Annotated in this window: 18 protein-coding genes and 1 pseudogene; 10 read left to right on the top strand and 9 right to left on the bottom strand. The window is 71.9% G+C overall.

Annotation, left to right across the window (positions count from 1 at the left end):
* Positions 1 to 22: 22 nt before the first annotated feature.
* From AB0J42_RS29190 to AB0J42_RS29180, 3 genes are all read right to left on the bottom strand, one after another.
* The gene (locus AB0J42_RS29190; RefSeq protein WP_364299965.1) at positions 23 to 1,759 is read right to left on the bottom strand and encodes a helix-turn-helix domain-containing protein; all 1,737 of its coding nucleotides are present in this window, start codon (positions 1,757 to 1,759) and stop codon (positions 23 to 25) included.
* A 157-nt stretch (positions 1,760 to 1,916) separates the two neighbouring features.
* Positions 1,917 to 2,498, bottom strand: coding sequence for a LysR family substrate-binding domain-containing protein (locus tag AB0J42_RS29185; protein ID WP_364299963.1), 582 nt, complete (start codon positions 2,496 to 2,498; stop codon positions 1,917 to 1,919).
* A 311-nt stretch (positions 2,499 to 2,809) separates the two neighbouring features.
* Positions 2,810 to 4,096, bottom strand: coding sequence for an MFS transporter (locus tag AB0J42_RS29180; protein ID WP_364299961.1), 1,287 nt, complete (start codon positions 4,094 to 4,096; stop codon positions 2,810 to 2,812).
* 127 nt (positions 4,097 to 4,223) lie between these two features.
* Between AB0J42_RS29180 and AB0J42_RS29175 the strand changes: the two genes are divergently transcribed.
* On the top strand, positions 4,224 to 5,111 hold the full coding sequence (locus tag AB0J42_RS29175; protein WP_364299959.1) for an amidohydrolase family protein: 888 nt from the start codon (positions 4,224 to 4,226) through the stop codon (positions 5,109 to 5,111).
* Here the strand turns inward: AB0J42_RS29175 and AB0J42_RS29170 are convergent.
* Positions 5,108 to 6,442, bottom strand: coding sequence for an FAD-binding oxidoreductase (locus AB0J42_RS29170; RefSeq protein ID WP_364299957.1), 1,335 nt, complete (start codon positions 6,440 to 6,442; stop codon positions 5,108 to 5,110). The genes AB0J42_RS29175 and AB0J42_RS29170 overlap by 4 nt on opposite strands.
* A gap of 156 nt (positions 6,443 to 6,598) precedes the next feature.
* On the opposite strand from AB0J42_RS29170, the gene AB0J42_RS29165 reads away from it, so the two are divergent.
* Positions 6,599 to 7,468, top strand: a complete 870-nt coding sequence (locus AB0J42_RS29165; RefSeq protein WP_364299955.1) for an RNA polymerase sigma-70 factor — start codon at positions 6,599 to 6,601, stop codon at positions 7,466 to 7,468.
* Positions 7,469 to 7,494: 26 nt separating this feature from the next.
* Here AB0J42_RS29165 and AB0J42_RS29160 read toward each other — a convergent pair.
* A pseudogene (locus AB0J42_RS29160) lies at positions 7,495 to 7,712 on the bottom strand (DNA-binding transcriptional regulator); the annotation flags it as partial.
* A gap of 32 nt (positions 7,713 to 7,744) precedes the next feature.
* Positions 7,745 to 8,200 (bottom strand): flavodoxin, encoded by a 456-nt coding sequence (locus tag AB0J42_RS29155; protein WP_364299953.1) that lies wholly within the window; start codon positions 8,198 to 8,200, stop codon positions 7,745 to 7,747.
* Positions 8,201 to 8,289: 89 nt separating this feature from the next.
* On the opposite strand from AB0J42_RS29155, the gene AB0J42_RS29150 reads away from it, so the two are divergent.
* Positions 8,290 to 8,934: an HNH endonuclease family protein gene (locus AB0J42_RS29150; protein WP_364299951.1), complete on the top strand. Its 645-nt coding sequence runs from the start codon at positions 8,290 to 8,292 to the stop codon at positions 8,932 to 8,934.
* A 281-nt stretch (positions 8,935 to 9,215) separates the two neighbouring features.
* On the opposite strand, the gene AB0J42_RS29145 is transcribed toward AB0J42_RS29150, so the two are convergent.
* Entirely contained in the window at positions 9,216 to 11,249 is a 2,034-nt protein-coding gene (locus AB0J42_RS29145; RefSeq protein ID WP_364299949.1) for a cellulose binding domain-containing protein, read from the bottom strand.
* 231 nt (positions 11,250 to 11,480) lie between these two features.
* Here AB0J42_RS29145 and AB0J42_RS29140 point away from each other — a divergent pair, with 231 nt between their 5' ends.
* The 6 genes from AB0J42_RS29140 to AB0J42_RS29115 all read left to right on the top strand — a co-directional run bounded on the left by AB0J42_RS29140 (position 11,481) and on the right by AB0J42_RS29115 (position 17,210).
* Complete coding sequence (locus AB0J42_RS29140) at positions 11,481 to 12,392, top strand: ABC transporter ATP-binding protein (protein WP_364299947.1); 912 nt, start codon at positions 11,481 to 11,483, stop codon at positions 12,390 to 12,392.
* 6 nt (positions 12,393 to 12,398) lie between these two features.
* A complete protein-coding gene (locus tag AB0J42_RS29135; protein WP_364299945.1) occupies positions 12,399 to 13,094 on the top strand; it encodes an ABC transporter permease in 696 nt (231 codons plus the stop codon).
* 3 nt (positions 13,095 to 13,097) lie between these two features.
* Complete coding sequence (locus AB0J42_RS29130) at positions 13,098 to 14,270, top strand: sensor histidine kinase (protein ID WP_364299943.1); 1,173 nt, start codon at positions 13,098 to 13,100, stop codon at positions 14,268 to 14,270.
* Positions 14,263 to 14,889, top strand: coding sequence for a response regulator transcription factor (locus AB0J42_RS29125; RefSeq protein ID WP_364299941.1), 627 nt, complete (start codon positions 14,263 to 14,265; stop codon positions 14,887 to 14,889). Before AB0J42_RS29130 ends, AB0J42_RS29125 begins: the two co-directional genes overlap by 8 nt.
* A 129-nt stretch (positions 14,890 to 15,018) precedes the next feature.
* On the top strand, positions 15,019 to 16,488 hold the full coding sequence (locus AB0J42_RS29120) for an aldehyde dehydrogenase family protein (protein ID WP_364299939.1): 1,470 nt from the start codon (positions 15,019 to 15,021) through the stop codon (positions 16,486 to 16,488).
* A 32-nt stretch (positions 16,489 to 16,520) separates the two neighbouring features.
* Positions 16,521 to 17,210 carry a CBS domain-containing protein gene (locus AB0J42_RS29115; protein WP_364299937.1) on the top strand — a complete coding sequence of 230 codons (690 nt, stop codon included), beginning with the start codon at positions 16,521 to 16,523 and terminating at the stop codon, positions 17,208 to 17,210.
* Here AB0J42_RS29115 and AB0J42_RS29110 read toward each other — a convergent pair.
* Positions 17,207 to 18,535 carry a M14 family zinc carboxypeptidase gene (locus AB0J42_RS29110; protein ID WP_364299935.1) on the bottom strand — a complete coding sequence of 443 codons (1,329 nt, stop codon included), beginning with the start codon at positions 18,533 to 18,535 and terminating at the stop codon, positions 17,207 to 17,209. The genes AB0J42_RS29115 and AB0J42_RS29110 overlap by 4 nt on opposite strands.
* Before the next feature lie 78 nt (positions 18,536 to 18,613).
* On the opposite strand from AB0J42_RS29110, the gene AB0J42_RS29105 reads away from it, so the two are divergent.
* Positions 18,614 to 18,754, top strand: coding sequence for a hypothetical protein (locus AB0J42_RS29105; protein WP_364299933.1), 141 nt, complete (start codon positions 18,614 to 18,616; stop codon positions 18,752 to 18,754).
* Between the two features lie 36 nt (positions 18,755 to 18,790).
* Here the strand turns inward: AB0J42_RS29105 and AB0J42_RS29100 are convergent, their stop codons facing one another.
* On the bottom strand, positions 18,791 to 19,690 hold the full coding sequence (locus AB0J42_RS29100; protein WP_364299931.1) for a sugar phosphate isomerase/epimerase: 900 nt from the start codon (positions 19,688 to 19,690) through the stop codon (positions 18,791 to 18,793).
* Between the last annotated feature and the right edge of the window lie 3 nt (positions 19,691 to 19,693).

Below are 19,693 nucleotides of genomic sequence, written 5' to 3'. Positions count from 1 at the left end.
GTGATCCTCACACAAGGGGTGGTCAGCTCAGCTGCGACAGCTTGTGCAGGCGTACCGCCAGGTGGAGCCGGAGGCCGGGCTCGGGGTCGCGCCAGCCGGGGCCCAGGAGTTCGCTGATCCGGTCCAGGCGCTTCAGCATCGTGTTGACGTGGACGTGCAGCCGCCGTGCGGCCTGGGCGACGTTTCCGGAGGCGTCGAAGTACGCGGCCAGCGTCGGCAGCAGGTCGGTGGACCGGCGCCGGTCGTAGTCCAGCAGCGGCCCGATGGTGCTGGAGAGGAAGTGCTTCAGTTCCTTGTCGCGTGCGGGGTCGAAGGCCAGGGCGTACAGCTCGTAGTCCTGCGTGCTCACGGCGCGGTCCGCGTCGCCCAGGGCCTTCGCCACGGCGAGGCAGCGGGCGGTCAGGGTGAAGGTGGCGCACCAGTCGGGCCGGTCCGGCGCCGGCCTGCCGGACATGACGAGCACCGGCGCTTCCGTCTCCGCCTTCAGCCGCCGGTGGACGGCACGTGCCGCGGCGGGGACGTCGTCCGCGCTGAGCAGCATGACGGCCGAGCCCAGGTGCTCGCCTGCGAGTCCCTGCCAGTCCCCCGCCATCGCGTGCAGGCGGCGCCCCACCTCGGCCACGCGTTCCGCGCCCGCGTCGGCGATGATCAGGCCGGTCAGCCCGTCCAGATCCACGCCCCGGGCCGAGGCCCGGGCCCGCAGCCCGTCGTCGATCGTGTGCCCGCGCAGGACCTCGGCCAGGAGTTCGCCCCTGACCCGGTTCTCCGCCTCGACCATGGCCTCCTGGGTCAGCGTGAGCAGGCCGACGATCTGCGCCGAGCGTTCGAGGATGTGCTCCTCGGCGTCGGTGATCGGATCTTCCCTGGTGAGCGCCACATGGCCGAGCAGCGTCTCACCCGCCAGAACCGCGACGATCTGGTGCCTGTGGCCGGCCGGGTCGAGGTGTTCGAGGCGCCGTCCCGCGCGGCGCGTCTGGGCGAACACCGCCGCGGGGATCGGGTACGACGCCTCGGCCGTACCTTGCGCGGAGCGCGACGCCTGAACCTGCCCGGTCCTGTCGTAGACGGTGACCCGGCCGCCGAGATGCGTCACGAGCATCCCGGCGACATCGCCGGCGTCACCGCCGTCGAGCACCAGCCGGGTCAGGTCCTCGTGGATCGCCGTCGCCCGGCGCACCGTCTCCACCTGGGCCTCGATCGTACGGTAGGCCTGGCGGAGGTCGTCGAGCGCGCGGCGGGCCTCCTGGTAGAGACGGGCGTTCTCCAGCACGACCGCCGCATGGTCGGCGAACGCGGCCAGCATGGCGACCTCGTCACCGGCGAAGGACCGCCGCTGCCGGTCGGCGGCGTACAGCACGCCGACGACCGTCCCGGAGACCAGCAACGGCACACCCAGCAGCGCCTTCATGCCCTCGGTGCGGACCACCTCGTCGAAGCCCGGGTCGTGCTGCAGGGTCTCGTCGGCCAGGTAGTCGACGGTCCAGTACGGAGCCGCCGACTCGATGACCTTGGCGCCCACCCCCGTGCCGACGGGGACACGGGCGATGCGGAACGCCGAGGAGAAGACCCCTTCGTGGGCCCGCAGGCTGAGGTTTCCCTTCTCGTCGATGACCGACAGGTAGGTGAAGTCGGTGCCCACCAGGTCGTGAGCGTGCTTGACGATCGCGGCCAGCACCTCGTCGGGCTCGCCGAGGGCTGTCAGGGCGCGGGCGCTGGCGAACAGCGAGCGCAGCGCCCGATCGCGCCGTCCAGGGTCCATGGCCTCGTCATCGAGGCGTGCTGGCTTGTGGGGAACCATCGCGGTATCTCCGCTGTGTCGCTTCCGGGGCTCCCCGCTGGGACGCCTCGGCCGAAAAGGTACCAACCATGTCAAACGGCATGCGGGACCAGGGGCTCTGCCTTGCGAGGGGAAGTTCCTATCCGGGGGCCGGCCGGCGTGCCACGGTGATCGCGGCGTGGACGAAGGCGGCGAGTGCCGGTGATCGGCTGCCCGCCGGCCAGGCGAGCATCAGGGTGGTGGTGGGGGCGTCGGGGACCGGTACGCACACCAGGTTGCGGGGCAGGTGGGCGCGGACGGATTCGGGTAGCAGCGCGACGACGTGGTCCCAGGTGATGAGCTGGGCGAGTTGACCGGTGTCGCGGATCTGCGGGGCGGCTGAGTCGGTGGGGGGCGTGCCGGGCCAGAGGGGCATCGTCTCGGTGGACAGGTCGGTCATGGACAGGCGGTCTCGTCCGGCCAGGTGGTGATGTCGGGGCAGGACGAGGACCTGGTGCTCTACGAGGAGGTCCGCGGTGTCGAGGCCTGCGAAGTCTTGCTGCGGGCTGTGCATGAACGCCGCGTCGGCGCGGCCGTCGCGTAGCAGGGCCGCCTGTTCTCCGGCCTCGCAGAGGTGTACGTCGACGCGGACATCAGCGTGTTGGGCGCGGTAGGTGGCGAGTAGGTCGGGCAGGAGGCCGCCGTCGCGTGTTATCGGCGACCAGGCTGGTTGGCCGTCCACGTGATCAATCCGCTCGTCCGATGGTTAGGCTCGGTCAGCGCGCTGCACGTTCAGAGGCGCGCCACGGGCGCCATCCAACGGGTTCCCGTGAACGTCGTGGAACTCGGCGGCTCTCGCTACCTGGTATCAGTGCGGGGGCAGGCGGAATGGGTGCGCAGCCTTCGTGCCGCCGGCCAGTGCACCGTCAGCCGCCGTGGGCGCCGAGATCGATACCGGGCGGTGGAGCCGGCCGGCGATCGGCGTGAAGAGGTCGTCGCCGCCTAAAGGGGCGCCTTGCTACGCCGTCGAAGACCGGGTCCGCGGGACCTGACTCATGCACCTCCTTGATCGACCCGGCGGGCCGGGAATGCGGGTTCCGTACGTGGACCGTCCGCCGGCGAGGAGTCTCGGGACGTATCGCGGCGGAAGAGGAGCGGCTCCGCGAGCATCAGCGCCAGGGCGAGCGCCGTCAGGACCGCGGCGAACAGGGGAAGGATGTGTACGCCGGGTCCGGCAAGGAGGAGGCCGCCGAAGAAGGAGCCGCTCGCGATGCCGATGTTGAACGTGGAGCTGGCGCCCGCCGAGGCGATGTCCACGCGGCCCGGGGCGACATGGAGGATGCGGCTGCCGGAGGCCGGGGGCAGGGCGTTGAAGCCGAGTCCGGCGAGGGCGAGGGCCACGACGACGGCGGCCTGCACCGTACCGAAGACATAGAGCGCGAGCCAGGCGACGGCGGTCACCGCGAGGGGGACGGTGAGCGACAGCCAGGGACGGCGGTCGACGAAGGCGCTGACCGAGAACACGGCGATCACCCCGGCGACGCCGTTGACCAGCAGCAGCGGCCCGAGCGCGGCCGGGGTGAAGCCGCCGACCCGCAGCAGGTACGGCGTGATGTAGGTGAAGGCGGACAGAGTGCCGGTCACGGCCAGCGTGGTGACGACCATGAGGAGGGCGTAGCGGCGCGCGTCGGGGGCGGTCCCGCGCATGGACCCGATCGGCCCGCCGGTGCGGCCGGGCAGCGACGCGACCATGGCCAGGCCGGTGACCACGCCGAGCCCGGTCAGCACCGCGAACGGGGTCCGCCACCCGGTCTGCTGGCCGAGCCAGAGGCCGGCGGGCACGCCGAGCACCGGGCCGAGTGAGGCCCCGATCGCCAGCTGGGACACCACCCGGCCGCGTACCCGGGGCGGGAACAGCGAGGCGACCGTGGGCCCGGCGACGGACCAGAACACCGCCTGGCCGAGGGCGGTGAACAGCCGGGCCACGAGCAGCAGGGTGTAGTCCGTAGCGGCGGCCGACACCAGCGTGGACAGGACGAAGACGGCGAGTGTGCCGCCGAGCAGCGCCCGGCGCGGCAGCCGCCGTGTCACCCGGGTGAGCGGCACCGAGGCGACCATGACCACGACCGCGTACCCGGTGACCAGCAGGCCGATGCTGGACTCGGTGTGGTCCAGGTCCCGGGCGATGAGGGTGAGCAGCCCGATCGGCAGGAGTTCGGCGGTCACGAAGCAGAACGCGCCGGTGGACAGCGCCACGAGCGCGGCGACGGCCCGCCCCCGTGACACGGCGGGCAGGTGATCGGCGTCGCCGCCGGGCAGGGATTCGCCTGAATCGTTCACCCGGTCAGGGTCTCAGGCCAGTGGGAGGAGCCCGGCGGCGCGTCTCGACGAAACAGACCGGGCACAGTACGAACCAACCGGGCTATGCGAAAGAGCCGAGGACCAGAGCAAAGGGGCGCTGTAGCGGATGACCCCCGACCTGGACTGGCTCACCTATCACCCGAATCCGTCCAAGCCGGTCTACATCCCGCCGCCCGGCGCGGTGGACGCGCACTGTCACGTGTTCGGCCCCGGCGGCGTGTTCCCGTACGCGCCGGAACGCAGGTACACGCCGGTGGACGCGGGCAAGGACGCGCTGTTCGCGCTCCGCGACTTCCTGGGTTTCGAGCGCAGCGTGATCGTGCAGGCCACCTGTCACGGCGCGGACAACTCCGCGATGGTGGACGCGCTGCGCGCCGCCGGCGGCCGGGCCCGCGGCGTCGCCACGATCCGCCCGGACGTGTCGGACGCCGAACTGGCCGACATGGACGACGCGGGCGTGCGCGGGGTGCGGTTCAACTTCGTGAAACGGCTCGTCGATCCTGAACCGGACGCCTACTACCGGGAACTGGTCGACCGCGTCGCTCCGCTCGGCTGGCACGTGGTGATCTACTTCGAGGCCGCCGACCTGGCCGAACGCTGGGACTTGTTCACCTCGCTGCCGGTCCCGGTGGTCGTCGACCATCTGGGCCGCCCCGACGTGACCAAGCCGGTGGACGGCGCGGAGTTCGGCCTCTTCCTGCGCTTCATGGCGGAGAACCCGAACGTGTGGAGCAAGGTGAGCTGCCCCGAACGCCTGTCGAGACAGGGTCCGCCGCACTACGCGGACGTCCGGCCGTTCGCCCGCGCCGTCGTCGAGCGTCACCCCGACCGGGTGCTGTGGGGCACCGACTGGCCGCACCCCAACATGAAGAGTCACATGCCCGATGACGGCCACCTGGTCGACGTGATCCCGCACATCGCGCCGGCCGAGGAGCTGCGGCGGGCGCTCCTGGTCGGCAACCCGGCCCGCCTGTACTGGGAAGGCCAGTCCTAGCGGGGCCGGATGTTGTGGTTGCGGGAGAACAGGTTGGCGGGGTCGTACTGCTGTTTGATCGCCGCCAGCCGTTCGTGGGTCGCCGGCGGGTAGATCGCGGCGACGTCCTCGTCCGTGGCGGAGGTGAGGAAGCTCGCGTAGGCGCCGGTGACGTGCGGGGCGAGGGATGCCCAGAGGGTGTCGAGGGCGGGGCGGGCGGCGTCGAGGGCGGGGCGGGGGCCGATCACGTTGGTGACGAACATCAGCTCCGCCTGGCGGTGGGCGTAGGCGGTGGCGTCGGGGGCGACGCGGGAGACGGCGCCGCCGAGGCTGCGGACGGCGATGTACGGGGGGCGTTCCGTGGCCGCGGCTTCGGTGAGGATCCCGAGGACGGCGGGGGCCGACGAGGTGAAGGCGCTGCGGGTGAGGAGGTGGATGCCGTCCGGCGGGGTGGGGCCGTCCACGAGGGTGTCTTCGTACGGGATCAGAGCGACGTCGTCGGCGAGCACCGTGCCGAGGCGGCGGAGGGGGTCGATGGCCCGGGCCGCGGCGTCCGGGTCGTCGCCGTCGTAGGCGACGTGGATCTCGACGGGGGCCTGGGGGCCGCCGGCGAAGGGGTTGGCGAACTCCGCGGCGGAGGTGAGCTCTTCCGGGGCCGTGCGGAGGTGGTCGGCCCAGCCCTGGAGGACGGTGGGCGCCTCGTGGGCGGGGAAGGCGATCCGGCCGAAGAAGAGGTCTGTGGTGGGGTGGGCGGTGAACTCGAAGGCGGTCACGACGCCGAAGTTGCCGCCGCCGCCGCGGATCGCCCAGAACAGGTCGGGGTTCTCTTCAGCGGTGGTACGGGTGAGCTGTCCGTCGGCGGTGACCAGTTCGGCGGCGACGAGGTTGTCCAGGGCGAGGCCGCGCTTTCTGACCTTCCAGCCGATGCCGCCCGCCAGGGTCAGGCCGCCGACGCCGACGCCCTTGGTGTCGCCTGAGGAGATCGCCAGGCCGTGCGGGGTGAGGGCGGTCGCGACCTGGCCCCACGTGGCGCCGCCGCCGATGCGTACGAGGTGGCGGTCCTTGTCGATGACCTCCACGTCGGCGAGGGCACGGAGGTCGATGACGATGCCGCCGTCGTTGGTGCCGAAGCCGGCGAAGGCGTGGCCGCCGCCTCGTACAGCCAGTTCCAGGCCGGTGGCGGCGGCGTAGCGGACGCCTGCCTGGACGTCCCGGACGCTCGCGGGCCGCAGCACGAGAGCGGGGCTGCCCGAGGCCAGCAGGGTGCGGGCGGCCGAGGCGTACTCGGCCGCTCCGGGTTCGATGATGTCGCCGCCGAAGTTCTGGCGGAGGGTGTTCAGCGCTGCGGTCATGGTGTTCCTTTCAGAGAGCCGGACGAGCAGGAGATCCCGGCGGCGTGGTTCTTGTGACAACAAAAAGGATGTGATGTGCATCACGGTCGGCGGGTGTCACAGGGAGGTGGGGTGCGGGATCGTATGCGTGCCATGTCGAGCAGGGAGGAAGCAGTGATGAGCGACCCCACCGAGGCATTCCTCGCCCACCGCAACCTGCTGTTCACGGTCGCCTACGAGATGCTCGGCTCGGCCGCCGACGCCGAGGACGTGCTGCAGGAGACCTGGCTGCGGTGGGCGGGCGTCGATCTCGGTACGGTGCGGGACCAGCGCGCCTACCTGGTGCGGATCGTGACCCGGCAGGCGCTGAAACGGCTGCGCACGCTCGGCCGGCGCAAGGAGTCGTACGTCGGCCCGTGGCTGCCCGAGCCGCTGCTGACGACGCCCGACGTGGCCGAGGACGTGGAGCTGGCGGAGAGCGTGTCGATGGCGATGATGCTGGTGCTGGAGACGCTGACGCCGACGGAGCGGGCGGTGTTCGTGCTGCGCGAGGTGTTCGACGTGGCCTACGACGAGATCGCGGAGGCCGTCGGGAAGAGCGCCGCGGCGGTCCGGCAGATCGCGCACCGGGCCCGGACGCACGTGGCGGCCCGCCGGCCGCGCGAGGCTCCTTCGCAGGCGGAGACCCGTGACGCGCTGGAGGCGTTCCGGCAGGCGGTCGAGACGGGCGACCTGCGGCGCCTGCTCGACGTGCTCGCGCCCGACGTCCTGCTGGTGGCGGACGGCGGCGGGATCGCGCCGGCCGCGACGACGCCTCTCGTGGGCGTCGACGAGGTGGCCGGCCTGCTGATGCGGCGGGTCAGGTCCGCGGTGTCGCTCCGCCCGGCGCTGGTCAACGGCTACCCCGCGCTGGTCATCCGGTCCGATGACCGGGTGGAGACGGTCATGGCGGTGCGGGTCGAGGGCGGTCTCATCACCGAGCTCTACGTCGTACGCAACCCGGAGAAGTTGTCACGGATGGAGCGGGAGACCGCGGTGAGCCGCTGAGGCTACCGGCGAAGCGCGTAGCGGGCGGCGAGCGCGGTGGCCACCAGGTCCTCGCGGCGGGCCGGGTTCAGCCGGACCTGGACGGTGACCTGGTCGCCGCCTTCACGGAAGCGGGTGCCGCGTTCCTGCCAGGCGCGGTCGAGGTCGACCCGGTCGGGCCGCTGGGCGGGTTCGGGGAGTCTCTCGGCGGCCGGTTCCAGGCCGCGTAGTGGATGCGCAGCTTGTGACCGGCGAAGACGGCGCGCGACCTAGCCACTGCCCCGCGGCACCACAAGATCAGCCGGGGCTGATCGTGGCGGCGACCGTGGCGCCCAGCTCCCAGCAGGCCTCCCGGTCGTCCTTGGCCGGCGCGCCCGTCACCGACACCGGGCGCGCGGCCTGCTCCCAGCCGAGGCCGGTGGCGATGGACTCGACCGAGCGGACGGCGCCGGTCGTGTCGTTGTTGCCGTGGACGTAGAGGGCGTACGGCAAGCGGCGCGTCTCCTCCAGGCAGGGGTAGTAGATGGTGTCGAAGAAGTGTTTGAGCGCGCCGCTCATGTAGCCGATGTTGGCCGGGGTGCCCAGGATGACGGCGTCGGCCTCGAACACGTCGACGGCGGTGGCGTGCAGGGCCGGGCGGGTGACGACCTCCACGCCCTCGATCTCGTCGGTGGCGGCGCCCCGCCGGACCTCCTCGAAGAGTTCGTGGAGCGTGGGCGAGGTGGTGTGATGCACGATGAGCAGGCGCGACACGCTGCCGATCCTATCCGGACGGTCAAAGGGTGTTCGCCGCCTGAATATCGGCGTCCGCAACGGGGATGCCGCTCCGCATGGGCGCAATCATGATCTTCTTGCGGCGGGCGGCTCACGTCGCCGTGCTCGCTCTCGTCGTCCTCCCGTTCACCGTCGTCTTAGCCGGCCCGGCGGCGGCCGAGACCCGTAAGCGTTCCAAGGCCGAGATCGCGGGGCGGCGCATGCTGGCCCAGCTCAAGGTGGCGAGGCCGCTGTCGATCCGCGGCTACAGCCGGGAGAAGTTCCAGCCCCGCTGGGAGAACAGGAGGGGCAAATGCAGCACGCGGGAGATCGTGCTGGCCCGTGATGGGAAGGGCGTGCGCCGGAACGCGGACTGCCATCCGGTCAAGGGCCGCTGGTACAGCCCGTACGACGGCAAAGTACTCAAGCATGTGAGATATGTGGACGTCGACCATGTGGTGCCGCTCTCGTACGCCTGGCGTTCGGGCGCCAAGCGCTGGAGCGCCGCCAAGCGCCGGGCCTTCGCCAACGACCTGAAGCGGCCCGAGCTGCTGACGGTCAGCCACTCCGCGAACATCGCCAAGGGCGGGAAGGGCCCGCAGAGCTGGCGTCCGCAGCGGCGGGCCTACTGGTGTCAGTACGCGACGTCGTGGATCAAGGTGAAGCGCCACTACCGGCTCTTCGTCACCCGCCGGGAGCGGGTGGCGCTGCTCAACATGCTGCGTACCTGCTGAAAAGAGAGATCGCGGCGATCTCGTGAGAGATCGCCGCGATCCGTTGGTCCTGGCTGGGGCTACCACCAGTAGCCGCCCCAGTCGTCCCAGTCGTGCCAGAAGCCCCACCACCTGCGCCGGCGGCAGCGACGGCGGCCCCAGCGACGACGGTGGCAGCCTCCTCCATATCCGGTGCTCATGGGCTTCTCCCTCGAATTGATTGATTCCTCAATTAGGACGCTAGCACCCATTCAGGCATCAACCACCCCATATCCGAGGGCTTCAGGAAGACTTGACCGGCATCAGAACTCGGCCGTGCAGACCGTCCCGTTGAGCGTGAAAACCGAGGGGAGGACGTTCGGTCCGGAGTAGTTCCCGACGAAGCCGATGGTGGCCGTCTCCCCCGTGTCCAGCCCGCCGCCCGGCTCGCTGACGGCCTTGACCTCCTGCCCGTCCTCGGTCCAGGTGGCGCTCCACCCGCTGCCGAGGCTCTGCCAGGCCCGCGGCCAGGTGAAGTTCAGCGTCCAGCCGTCCATCGGGGCGCCGGTGTTGGTGACCTGGAGGCCGCCGACGTAGCCGCTCGCCCAGTCGGACTCGACGGTCAGCTTCACCCGGCAGGAGCTGGTGGCGGGCGTCGTGGTGGTGAACGTCAGCGGCGGGGACGACCAGGACAGGCCGCCGCCGCTGTCGCGGGCAATCACGTTGACCGTGTAGCGGGTGCCGGGCGTGAGGTTGCGGACCGTGAACGAGGTGCCCGCCGTCTCCCCCAGTTGCTCGGTGACCGCGCCGTGCTGGCGGTGGATCTCGTACTTGGCGACCGGCCGGTCACCGGCGGCGGCGCGCGGCCAGGTGAGGGTGGCGGTGGTGTCCGTCACGGCGGTGGCGGCGGGCTGGCCGGGAGCGTCCGGCCCGGTCCGCGCGCCGTCGGGGCTCAGGACGACCGTGGTGAGCGAGAGCGGCGGCAGCACCTGGCTCGTCGCGCTGCCCGCCGTCGTGGTGGTGATCTCGGTGGCGCCGTTGGTGTGGCTGAGCACGGTGGGCGCGCCGGTCGCGGGGGTGTAGCCCGCGTAGTCCAGGGTGGCGCTGTACGGGTCGCGCGAGGTGTTGATCAGCATGACCGCCAGGCCGCCGTCAGGGCGCCGGGCGGCGTGCGCGGAGACCGCGGGCTGGTCGGTCGCCGCCCGGACGAACTGGTCACCGGGGCGGGCGAACCGGCTGACCATCTGGAGCGCGTAGTAGGGCGCGAACGGGGTGTTCAGGGCGGGCTCGCAGACCGACCCGTCGGAGGTGCAGCCCGCGCTCGACAGCAGGCCGAAGTCGCCGTAGTCGGTGTGGCCCTCGACCTCGGTGACGGCGCCGATGCCGTTGTGGACGTTCCACCAGTCCACCGTGAACACCCCGTTGGCCAGCAGCGTCGCGTAGGCGTCGGCGGCGGCCAGGGCGCCCGGCTGGGTGTTGGTGCCGTTGCTGCTGGAGCCGGTGTTGAACTCGGTCATCGCGATGCCGATCCGCTCCGCGCGGGCGCCGGCGTGCCGGGCGATCTGCTCGCGGGTGAGCTGGATCATGTCCGGTACGCGGTCCGTACGGTCGAGCGCCCCCGGATACCAGTGCAGGACCACGAAGTCGATCTTGTGAGCCGCGGTGGAGAGGACGACCTCGTTCCAGCTTCCCTCGTCACCCTCGGCCACGATCGCGTCCGGCCACTCGGCGGGGGTGGTGAGCACGGCGCCGATCTTGATGTCGGGGTCGACCGCCTTCATCGCGTCGGCGTAGGCGACGAGGTGGCGGGCGTACTCGGCCGGGCTCTTGTCGTCGTGGTCGTCGGCCTCCCAGGCGGCGCCGTAGTGGCCGTTGCCGTAGTTCTCGTTGCCGATCTCCCAGTACTCGATGCCGTAGCCCTTGGTGACGTTGGCGTACCTGACCCAGGCGGCGGCCTCCTCGGCCGTGCCGGTGCCGTAGTTGGCGGTCACCATCGCCTGGGCGCCGGTGCGGCGGACCCCGGCCATGAAGGTGTCGAAGTCGGTGTTCGGGGCGACGTAGCCGCCGGGGGCGGTGTGGTCGGCCCAGTGGTAGATGTCGGAGTACGAGCCGCCGGGGTAGCGGAGCAGCCGCACGCCCGCCGCCTTGAGCAGGTCGGCGGTGTCGTCCGAGCCCAGGTGGGTGTCCCAGATGGCATGGTTGGTGCCGATGCCCGTCTCGGGCACGTCCGCGAGGGCGGCGCGGGCGTTGACGGTCACCTCGACCGGGGCGGGGTTCTGGGCGTGGGCGGCGGGAACGTTGAGGGCGGCCAGCGTCAGCACGATCGCGGACGCGGCCCGTAACAGGGTTTTCGGCATCGGTGCACCTCGCCGTGGGCAGTGGTCCTCACTCGACGCCTCCTCCTGACCAGGAGGCAGGCATGATCATGTGTTCCGGACGGCGGGTTCGTCAAACAGGGGTGAAACTTTCAGCCCGGAATTCGGCCGGGCGCATCAACCGATCGGTGGATTTTCCGATGAGCCGGATCAGTAACCGATCATGGCCGTCGGGTCGATTCGCGGAAGGCTCCGGCGGACGAGGCTTGAGCCATGACGGTCATCGAAGTCAACGGCTTGCGTAAGTCGTACGGAGATCTGAAAGTTCTGGACGGAGTGTCGTTCTCCGTGGCGGAGGGCGAGATCTTCGGCATCCTCGGCCCCAACGGCACCGGCAAGACCACCGCGGTGGAGTGCGTCGAAGGGCTGCGGCGGCGCGACGGCGGCTCGATCCGCGTGCTCGGGCTCGACCCGGCCAAGGACGGGCGGCGGCTGCGCGAGCAGATCGGCGTGCAGCTCCAGCACACCCACCTGCCGGAGAACATCAAGGTGTGGGAGGCGCTGGACCTGTACGCCTCCTTCTACGCCAGGCCGCGCGACTGGCGCGAGCTGATGGCCGAGTGGGGGCTGGAGGACAAGCGCGACGCCCGGTTCGGGAAGCTGTCGGGCGGCCAGAAGCAGCGGCTGTTCATCGCCCTGGCGCTGGTCGGCGGCCCCCGGGTGGCCTTTCTCGACGAGCTGACCACCGGGCTCGACCCGCAGGCCCGCCGCGCCACCTGGCAGCTGATCAAGCAGGTCCGGGCGGGCGGCGTGACCGTGGTGCTGGTCAGCCACTTCATGGACGAGGTGGAGGAGCTCTGCGACCGGGTCGCCGTCTTCGACGGGGGCCGCGTCGTCGCGCTCGACACCCCGGCCGGGCTGATCGACGGGGTGGACGCCGAGCACCGGATGAGCTTCACGCTGATGGGCGGCGAGCCGGACGGGCTGGCGGGGCTGCCCGGCGTGACCGGGGTGGAGCGGACCGGGGACCGGATCGTCGTCAGCGGCCGGGCCGACTTCGCCACCGCCGTCACCGCCCACCTGGCCCGGCGGCGGGTCCTGGTGAGCGACCTGCGCATCGACAAGCGCACTCTCGACGACGCGTTCATCGCCCTGACCGGCCGTTCCTTCGGCAGCGAGGAGTAGGACACCATGACCAAGCTCGCCTTCGTCGAACTGAAGCTGCTGACCCGGGAGCCCGGGGCGGTGTTCTCGCTGCTCATCCCGCTGTTCATCCTGGTGGTGTTCGGCAGCTCGATCGAGCCCGGCGACACGCTGCTGGTGCCGATGGCGCTGGCCATCGCGGTGGGGCTGGTCGGCCTGTACCTGCTGCCGACGACCCTGGCCACCTACCGCGAGCGGGGCATCCTGCGGCGGCTGTCGGCCACGCCGGTGCGGCCGTCCAGCCTGCTGGTGGTGCAGCTGATCCTGCAGCTCGTGCTCGCGGTGGCCGCCTGCGGCCTGCTGCTGGGCGTGGGAGGCGCCGTTCTCGGCGCCCGGCTGCCTTCCCAGTGGGGGCTGGTCGCGCTGACCTTCCTGCTCGGCACGGGGGCGCTGTTCGCCGTCGGGCTGCTCATCGCGGCCCTGGCGCCGAACGGGCGGACGGCCAACGGGATCGGGGTGCTGCTGTATTTCCCGATGGCCTATCTCGCGGGACTCATGCAGCCGACGCATCAAATGCCGGTTATTTTGGTGAGTGTCGGTGAATTTACGCCGCTGGGGGCTTTTCGGCAGAGTCTGCAGGATCTCTGGGCGGGCGGCCCCGCCGATCCGGTGGCGCTGGTGGTCATGGGTGCTTACGCGATGGTCGTCAGTATGATCGCGGCCAGGTTCTTTCGCTGGGAGTGAGGCATGACCGCGCGGCTCGATCGGTGGGAGAGCCTCCTGCAGCGCCTGCTGGCGGCCTCGCCGTACGTCCTGCTGGCGATCTCGGCGGCGCTCGCGCTGGTCCGGGAGGACGGCAACGCCCCTTCCTGGCAGATCGCGGCGGCGGTCGTGGCGACCGCCGCGTGGATGCGGCTGATGCCGCGGGGCGTCCTCTACGTGGCCGGGCTGATCGTCCTGATCGGCCTGCTCTGCGCGCAGGCGGTGTGGTTCGCCAGCTTCTTCGCCTTCATCGGCTACCTGCACTCCTGGCAGTACCTGAGGGGCGCGTGGCGCTTCGCCGGCGTGACCGCCACGGCCGCGATCAGCGTCACCGCCTTCTTCGGCGGGCCGCCGGAGCCCGTCCCGTCCGAGATCCTCTCCTACCTGCTCCTCACCGCCGGCATCGTGGCCGCGGTCGGGCTGTTCAGCTTCATCGGCGAGATCACCGCCCAGCGCAGCGACGAGCGCAGGCAGATGGTCGCCCGGCTGGAGGAGACCCTGCGGGAGAACGCCGGCCTCCACGCCCAGCTGCTCGTGCAGGCCCGGGAGGCGGGCGTGATGGAGGAGCGGCAGCGGATGGCGGCCGAGATCCACGACACCCTCGCCCAGGGGCTGACCGGCATCATCACCCAGCTCCAGGCGGCGCACCAGGCCGACGACTGGCGCCGCAACGTGGACAACGCCGTCCAGCTCGCCCGGGAGAGCCTGGCCGAGGCCCGGCGCTCCGTCCACGCGGTCGGCCCCGGCCAGCTCGACGCGGCCCCGCTGCCGGAGGCGCTGCGCGAGGTCGCGGCCAAGTGGAGCGAGCTCAACGGGGTGCGCGCCGACCTCACCACCACCGGCACGGTCCGCCCCCTGCACCCCGAGGTGGAGGAGACCCTGCTCCGCACCGCCCAGGAGGCCCTGGCCAACGCGGCCAAGCACGCCGGCGCCTCCCGGGTCGGGCTGACGCTTTCCTACATGGAGGACATGGTGACGCTGGACGTGCGCGACGACGGCGCGGGCTTCGACGTGGAACGGGTACGGGACGGCGGCGGTTTCGGCCTGACCTCGATGCGCAGGCGCGTCAGCCGCCTGGCCGGCACCCTGGAGATCGAGTCGGAGCCCGGCGGCGGCACCGCGATCTCCGCGAGCGTCCCGGCGGTGGCCCGTGACTGACCCGATCCGGCTGCTCATCGCCGACGACCACCCCATCGTGCGCGACGGCATCCGCGGCATGTTCGCCGGCGACCCGGGCTTCGACGTGCTCGGCGAGGCGGGGGACGGTGCCCGCGCGGTCGAGCTGGCCCGGGCGCTGAACCCGGACGTCATCCTGATGGACCTGCGGATGCCGGTCATGGACGGCGTCGCCGCCATCAAGGAACTCGCCAGGCTCGGGATCGGGGCCCGCGTCCTGGTGCTGACCACGTACGACACCGACCGGGACGTGCTGCCCGCCATCGAGGCCGGCGCGACCGGCTACCTGCTCAAGGACACCCGGCGCGAGGACCTCGTCGCGGCCGTGCGGACGGCCGCGCGGGGCGAGTCGGTGCTCTCCCCCTCCGTCGCCACCCGCCTGGTCGGGCAGGTGCGCACCCCCGCCGACCCGCTGAGCGCCCGCGAGCTGGAGGTCCTGGAGCTGATCGCGCAGGGCACCACCAACCGCGAGGTGGCGGCGCGCCTGTTCATCAGCGAGGCCACGGTCAAGAGCCATCTGCTGCACATCTACGCCAAGCTCGGCGTGAACGACCGCGCGGCGGCCGTCGCCGCCGCCTTCCGGCGCGGGCTGATCGGCTGAGTATCTACGTCATTTGTCGCGTTCCGACCTGCCGGAGCGCCCCGGGTGGAATGAGTCCGATGCGCCGACCTTCCCGCCCGGGCGCGCGATAGCCTCCAGCTAACGCTCAGGCCCCCTCGGGAGGTACGCATGACGCCCCTTGATCAGTTGCCCGAGGTCAGGACCGAACTCTTCATCGACGGCGAGAGCCAGGGGGCCGACGACGCCCTCGCGGTGGCCGACCCGGCCGACTCGACCGCGGTCGTGGGATACGCCGCGGCGGCCAGCGCCAAGCAGGCCACCTCGGCGGTCGCCGCCGCGCACCGGGCCTTCCCCGCCTGGTCCGCCCTCACCCCACAGGAACGCGCCGAGCTGGTGCTGGCCGCGCTGGCGCCGCTGGAGGCCGACCGCCCGGCCACGGCGGAGGTGCTCACCCGCGAGAACGGCAAGATCCGGACCGAGTCGTTCATCGACTCCATCGTGTTCGAGCACCGGTTCCGGCTGGCGGCCGGGCTGGTCGACCAGATCGGGCAGGTCACCCGGCTCCCCGCGCCCCCGTACGACACCGAGATCTCCTACCTCCCGCTCGGCGTGGTGACGATCATCGTGCCGTTCAACTGGCCGCTGGCGATCCTGGCCGCCTCACTGCCGCAGGCGCTGCTGGCCGGCAACACCGTCGTGGTCAAGCCGCCGCCCACCGCGCCGCTGGCGACCGTGCGCACCGCCGAGCAGGTGGCGCGGGCGCTGCCCCCGGGCGTGCTCAACGTCGTCACCGGCGCCGACGCCGAGATCGGCGCGGCCCTCATCCAGGACGAGCGCGTCAAGAAGGTCTGCTTCACCGGCAGCCCCGCCGGCGGCAAGCGCATCATGGCGATGGCCGCGCCGTCGCTCACCCGGGTGGCGCTGGAGCTGGGCGGCAACGACCCGGCGATCGTGCTCGACGACGCCGACCTCGGCGACGAGGCGATGCGGCGGCTGTTCTCCGGCACCTTCGACTCCACCGGCCAGATCTGCATGGCCACCAAGCGGCTCTACGTGCACCGCTCCCGCTACGACGAGGTGGTCGAGGGCCTGTCCGCGCTGCTCACCGGCACCCGGCTCGGCCACGGCCTGGACGAGCAGGTCACGATGGGGCCGCTGCACCACCCGCGGCAGCTGGAGTACGTGCGCGAACTCCTCGGCCAGGCGTCCGCCTCCGGCGCCGAGATCCTGGAGTTCGGCGCGCCCGCCGAGGGCGCCGACGTCTCGCGCGGCAACTTCCTGCAGCCCTCGCTGGTGCTCGACCCCGACGACGACGCGCGGGTGGTGACGGAGGAGCAGTTCGGCCCGACGCTGCCGATCCTGCCGTTCGACGACGCGGACGACGCCGTGGCCCGCGCCAACGACACCTGGTCCGGCCTGTGCTCCTCGGTCTGGACGGCCGATCCGGAGCGGGCCGCCGGCATCGCCGCGCGGCTCCGTACCGGATACACGTTCGTCAACGCGCACGGCGCGGCGCACCTCGACGAGCGGGCGCCCTTCGGCGGCTTCAACCAGAGCGGCATGGGCCGGGAGATGGGCATCGAGGGCATCCGCGAGTTCATGGACACCCACTCCGTCGGGTTCCCCGCCTCCGGCTGAGAGAAGCCGCGGCCTCGGGGTAGGCGGAGGCCATGGTGCGAATCCTCGACCGCGAGTCCGTCCAGGACCTGCTGGAGAACCGGCGGGCCCAGGTGATGGAGGTGCTGCCCCGGCAGGAGTACGAGTGGGCGCACCTGCCGGGCGCCGGCCACCTGCCGCCGGAGAGGCTGGACGAGTCCGCGCACGGCCTCGACCCGGCCCGGCCGGTGGTCGTCTACGGGCAGAACGAACGGTCCGACCAGAGCCGGCAGGCCGCCATCCGGCTGGAGAAGCTGGGCTTCGGCGAGGTCTGCGACTACCCGGCGGGCAAGATGGACTGGCTCTCCGCCGGTCTCCCGTACGAGGGACACGCCGAGCTGGTGGCCCGGGTGACGCGCCGCGACCCGGTCACCGCCGACCCCGGCGACCCGCTGTCCGAGGTCACCGACCGGATCCTCGCCGACCCGGCCGGCGTCGCGGTCGTCGTCGACGAGGACCGCATCGTGCAGGGCATGATCGGCGAGGAGGAGATCGCCGACGCCCCGCCCGGCGCCACGGCGGGCGACGCCATGGACACCGGCCCCGTCACGGTCCGGCCCGGCGACGACCTGGCCGGCCTCGTGGCGCGCATGGAACGGGAGCGGGTCCGCCACGCCGTCGTGACCAGGTCCGACGGGACGCTGGTCGGCCTGTACGGGCTCGGCGACCTGCGCCCTCAGGCGTCGGAGTCCGACACCGGCTAGGCGTGCGCGGCGCCCGCCAGGACGGCGCCGTACTGGATGGCGACCAGGTCGTGGATGGGGATGGCGCGGGCCGGGCTCTCGCCCTCCGCGCACCAGGCCGTGTGGAGCTCCGACAGTTCGCCCGCCGCGGCGCGGATCGCCGGGGTGACGTTGCCGATGGCCAGCTCGCCCTCCAGGGCCCGCAGGAGGATGCCGCCGAAGCGGAGCCGCATGCTGGACAGGTTCTCGCGGCAGGACGACACCTCGGCCACGGTCGCCGGGCGGTCGCTCGACGGGTCGCCCGCCCGCACCGCGTCCGTCTCGGCCATGCCCCCCAGCAGCGGGATGAACGCGCGGCTGGCCCGGAGGAACGGCGAGGCCGTCACCAGGTCGTCCTGGGCGGCGGCGAGGATGCGGGCCAGGGTCTCGTGGGTCTCGCGCAGCCCGCGCGCCTGCTCCCCCACCACGTCGCGGTAGGAGCGGGCGGTGGGCGTGGTGTCGGCCGCCGACGGGTCGGTCCAGTACGGGATCTCCGCCGTCAGGCCGAGGGTGCCGTACTTCTTGATGTACGAATCGCTGGCGGCGCCGCTGATGTGCTGGACCGGGTCCTGGCCGTTGGCCTCCAGGTAGTCGTAGGCGTCCTCCATCGTGGGCGCCTGGTAGATCGCCTGCTCGAACGACTTGACCGCGGGATGCTCGGCCTCACCGGCGTGCAGCGGCACCCCGTACCGGGCGGGCAGCTCCTTGAGCACGGCGTGCAGCTCGGGGACGGGGCGGTTCAGGTAGTAGAAGACGCCGCCGGTCTCGGCGTTGTGCAGGGTGCTGAAGAAGGCGGGCTCGGTGTCGTCGATGAGCCGCATGAGGGCGAGCGTCTCGGGGAGCACCCGGTCGAAGTAGACGCGCTTGTAGGCGAACGGGAACGTCCACTCCACCTGCTCGTCGGGGGCGGGCCGGTAGAAGTGCCGTGCGTAGTGGGTCCTGGTGAACGGGCCGGCGAACCAGCCCTCGTTGAGCCGGGTGCCGTCGGGGTCGAGGCAGGCGACGAGGTGCCAGGTGTAGCCGGTGTCGCGGCGCAGCCGGTCGTCGGCGCAGAGCCGGGCGGCCAGGTGGCTGACGGTCAGCCCGCCGATCGGCTCGTTGGGGTGCGGGCCGGCGGCGACGATCGCGTGTCTCGGCCCGTCGCCGACCGTGAGGCAGAGCAGCGGGTCGCCGAGGCGGGAGGTGCCGACCCTGCGCAGCGTCGCCACGCCGGGGTGGGCGTCGGCGAGGGCGGTGAAGCGGGCGTTGACCTCGTCGACGGTGGCGAAGCGGTCGAAGTCGGGCACGGAGTCGAGTTCGTCAAGCACGCCCCCAGTGTCTCCCGAACCGGTCCGGATCATCCTTTCAGGCCTCTTGTCAGCCGGGGCCGCGGGAGCGTACGCCTGGTGCCCGAGGACTTCGAGCGGGAAGGCCGCAGGCAGCTCGTCCGGGTGCAGTCGGTCATCGCCAAGGTGCGGCAGGCGCGGCGCGAGCTGGTCCGGCGGCTGATCGGCGAGCGGAGCGGCTGGGAGGACGTGCTGCGCTGACGGGCGGACCCCGCGCGGGATCCGCCCGTGCCGGGGTCAGTAGCGCAGGTCGCGCAGGTAGCGGTAGCCGACCTCGGACGTCCGGCGGGGTGTGACGTCCGGGGTGTCGTTCTCGACGATGTACTCCTGGACGCGGTGGGCGTCGAACACGCGGCGGAAGTCGATCGTCCCCGTCCCCAGGTCGGCCATGTCGCCGTCGAGGTGGCGGTCCTTGACGTGGTACTGCAGCACGCGCTGCGGCGCCCGCCGGATCACGTCGATAGCGAACCGCACCGGGTCGCGGGCGCCCCGGCCGACGCCGCCGGTCACCGCCCAGTAGATGTCGATCTCCAGGTGGACCAGGCGCGGGTCGAGCTCGGCGGTCAGCACGTCCCACGGGGTCCGCCCGCCGCCGAGGTCGATGGTGAACTCGTGCGCGTGATTGTGGTAGCCGTACCGCAGCCCCGCCTTCTTGGCGGCCTGGGCCTCCACGTTCATCCGCTCGGCCCAGGCCTTCCACTGGTCCAGGCTGTCGGAGTTCAGGTAGGGCACGACCATGTAGGTCTGGCCGAGCGTCAGCGCGTTCTCGATCTTCGTGTGCAGGGCGGCGTCGTCCGGGCTGATGTCGTCATGGCTGGAGGTCGCCTTGAGGCCGAGCCCGTCCAGGAACCTGCGGAGCTGCCTGGCCGTACGCCCGAAATAGCCGAGCGCGACCTCGATCCGCGGATAGCCGATCTCGGCGAGGTAGGCGAGCGTGGCGTCGTAGTTCTGCGCGAGGTCGTCTCGTACGGTCCAGAGCTGCATGCTGATCTGACCCGGAGGCACGCGGTGCCGTCCCTTGCCGGGGTGGTGCGGGTGCGCCGCCGCGGCGGGCGAGGCGGCGGCGAGCGCGGCCGCGCCGGCGCCGAGCCCGGCGGCGAGCAGGGAGCGCCTGCTGGGGCCGTAGCCGTAGCACATGGG

This window comes from Nonomuraea sp. NPDC049649 (assembly GCF_040675175.1).
In the GTDB taxonomy this organism is placed as follows: domain Bacteria; phylum Actinomycetota; class Actinomycetes; order Streptosporangiales; family Streptosporangiaceae; genus Nonomuraea.
The sequence above is the reverse complement of the archived record's forward strand: the minus strand, read 5'-3'. Positions and strand labels throughout refer to the sequence as shown.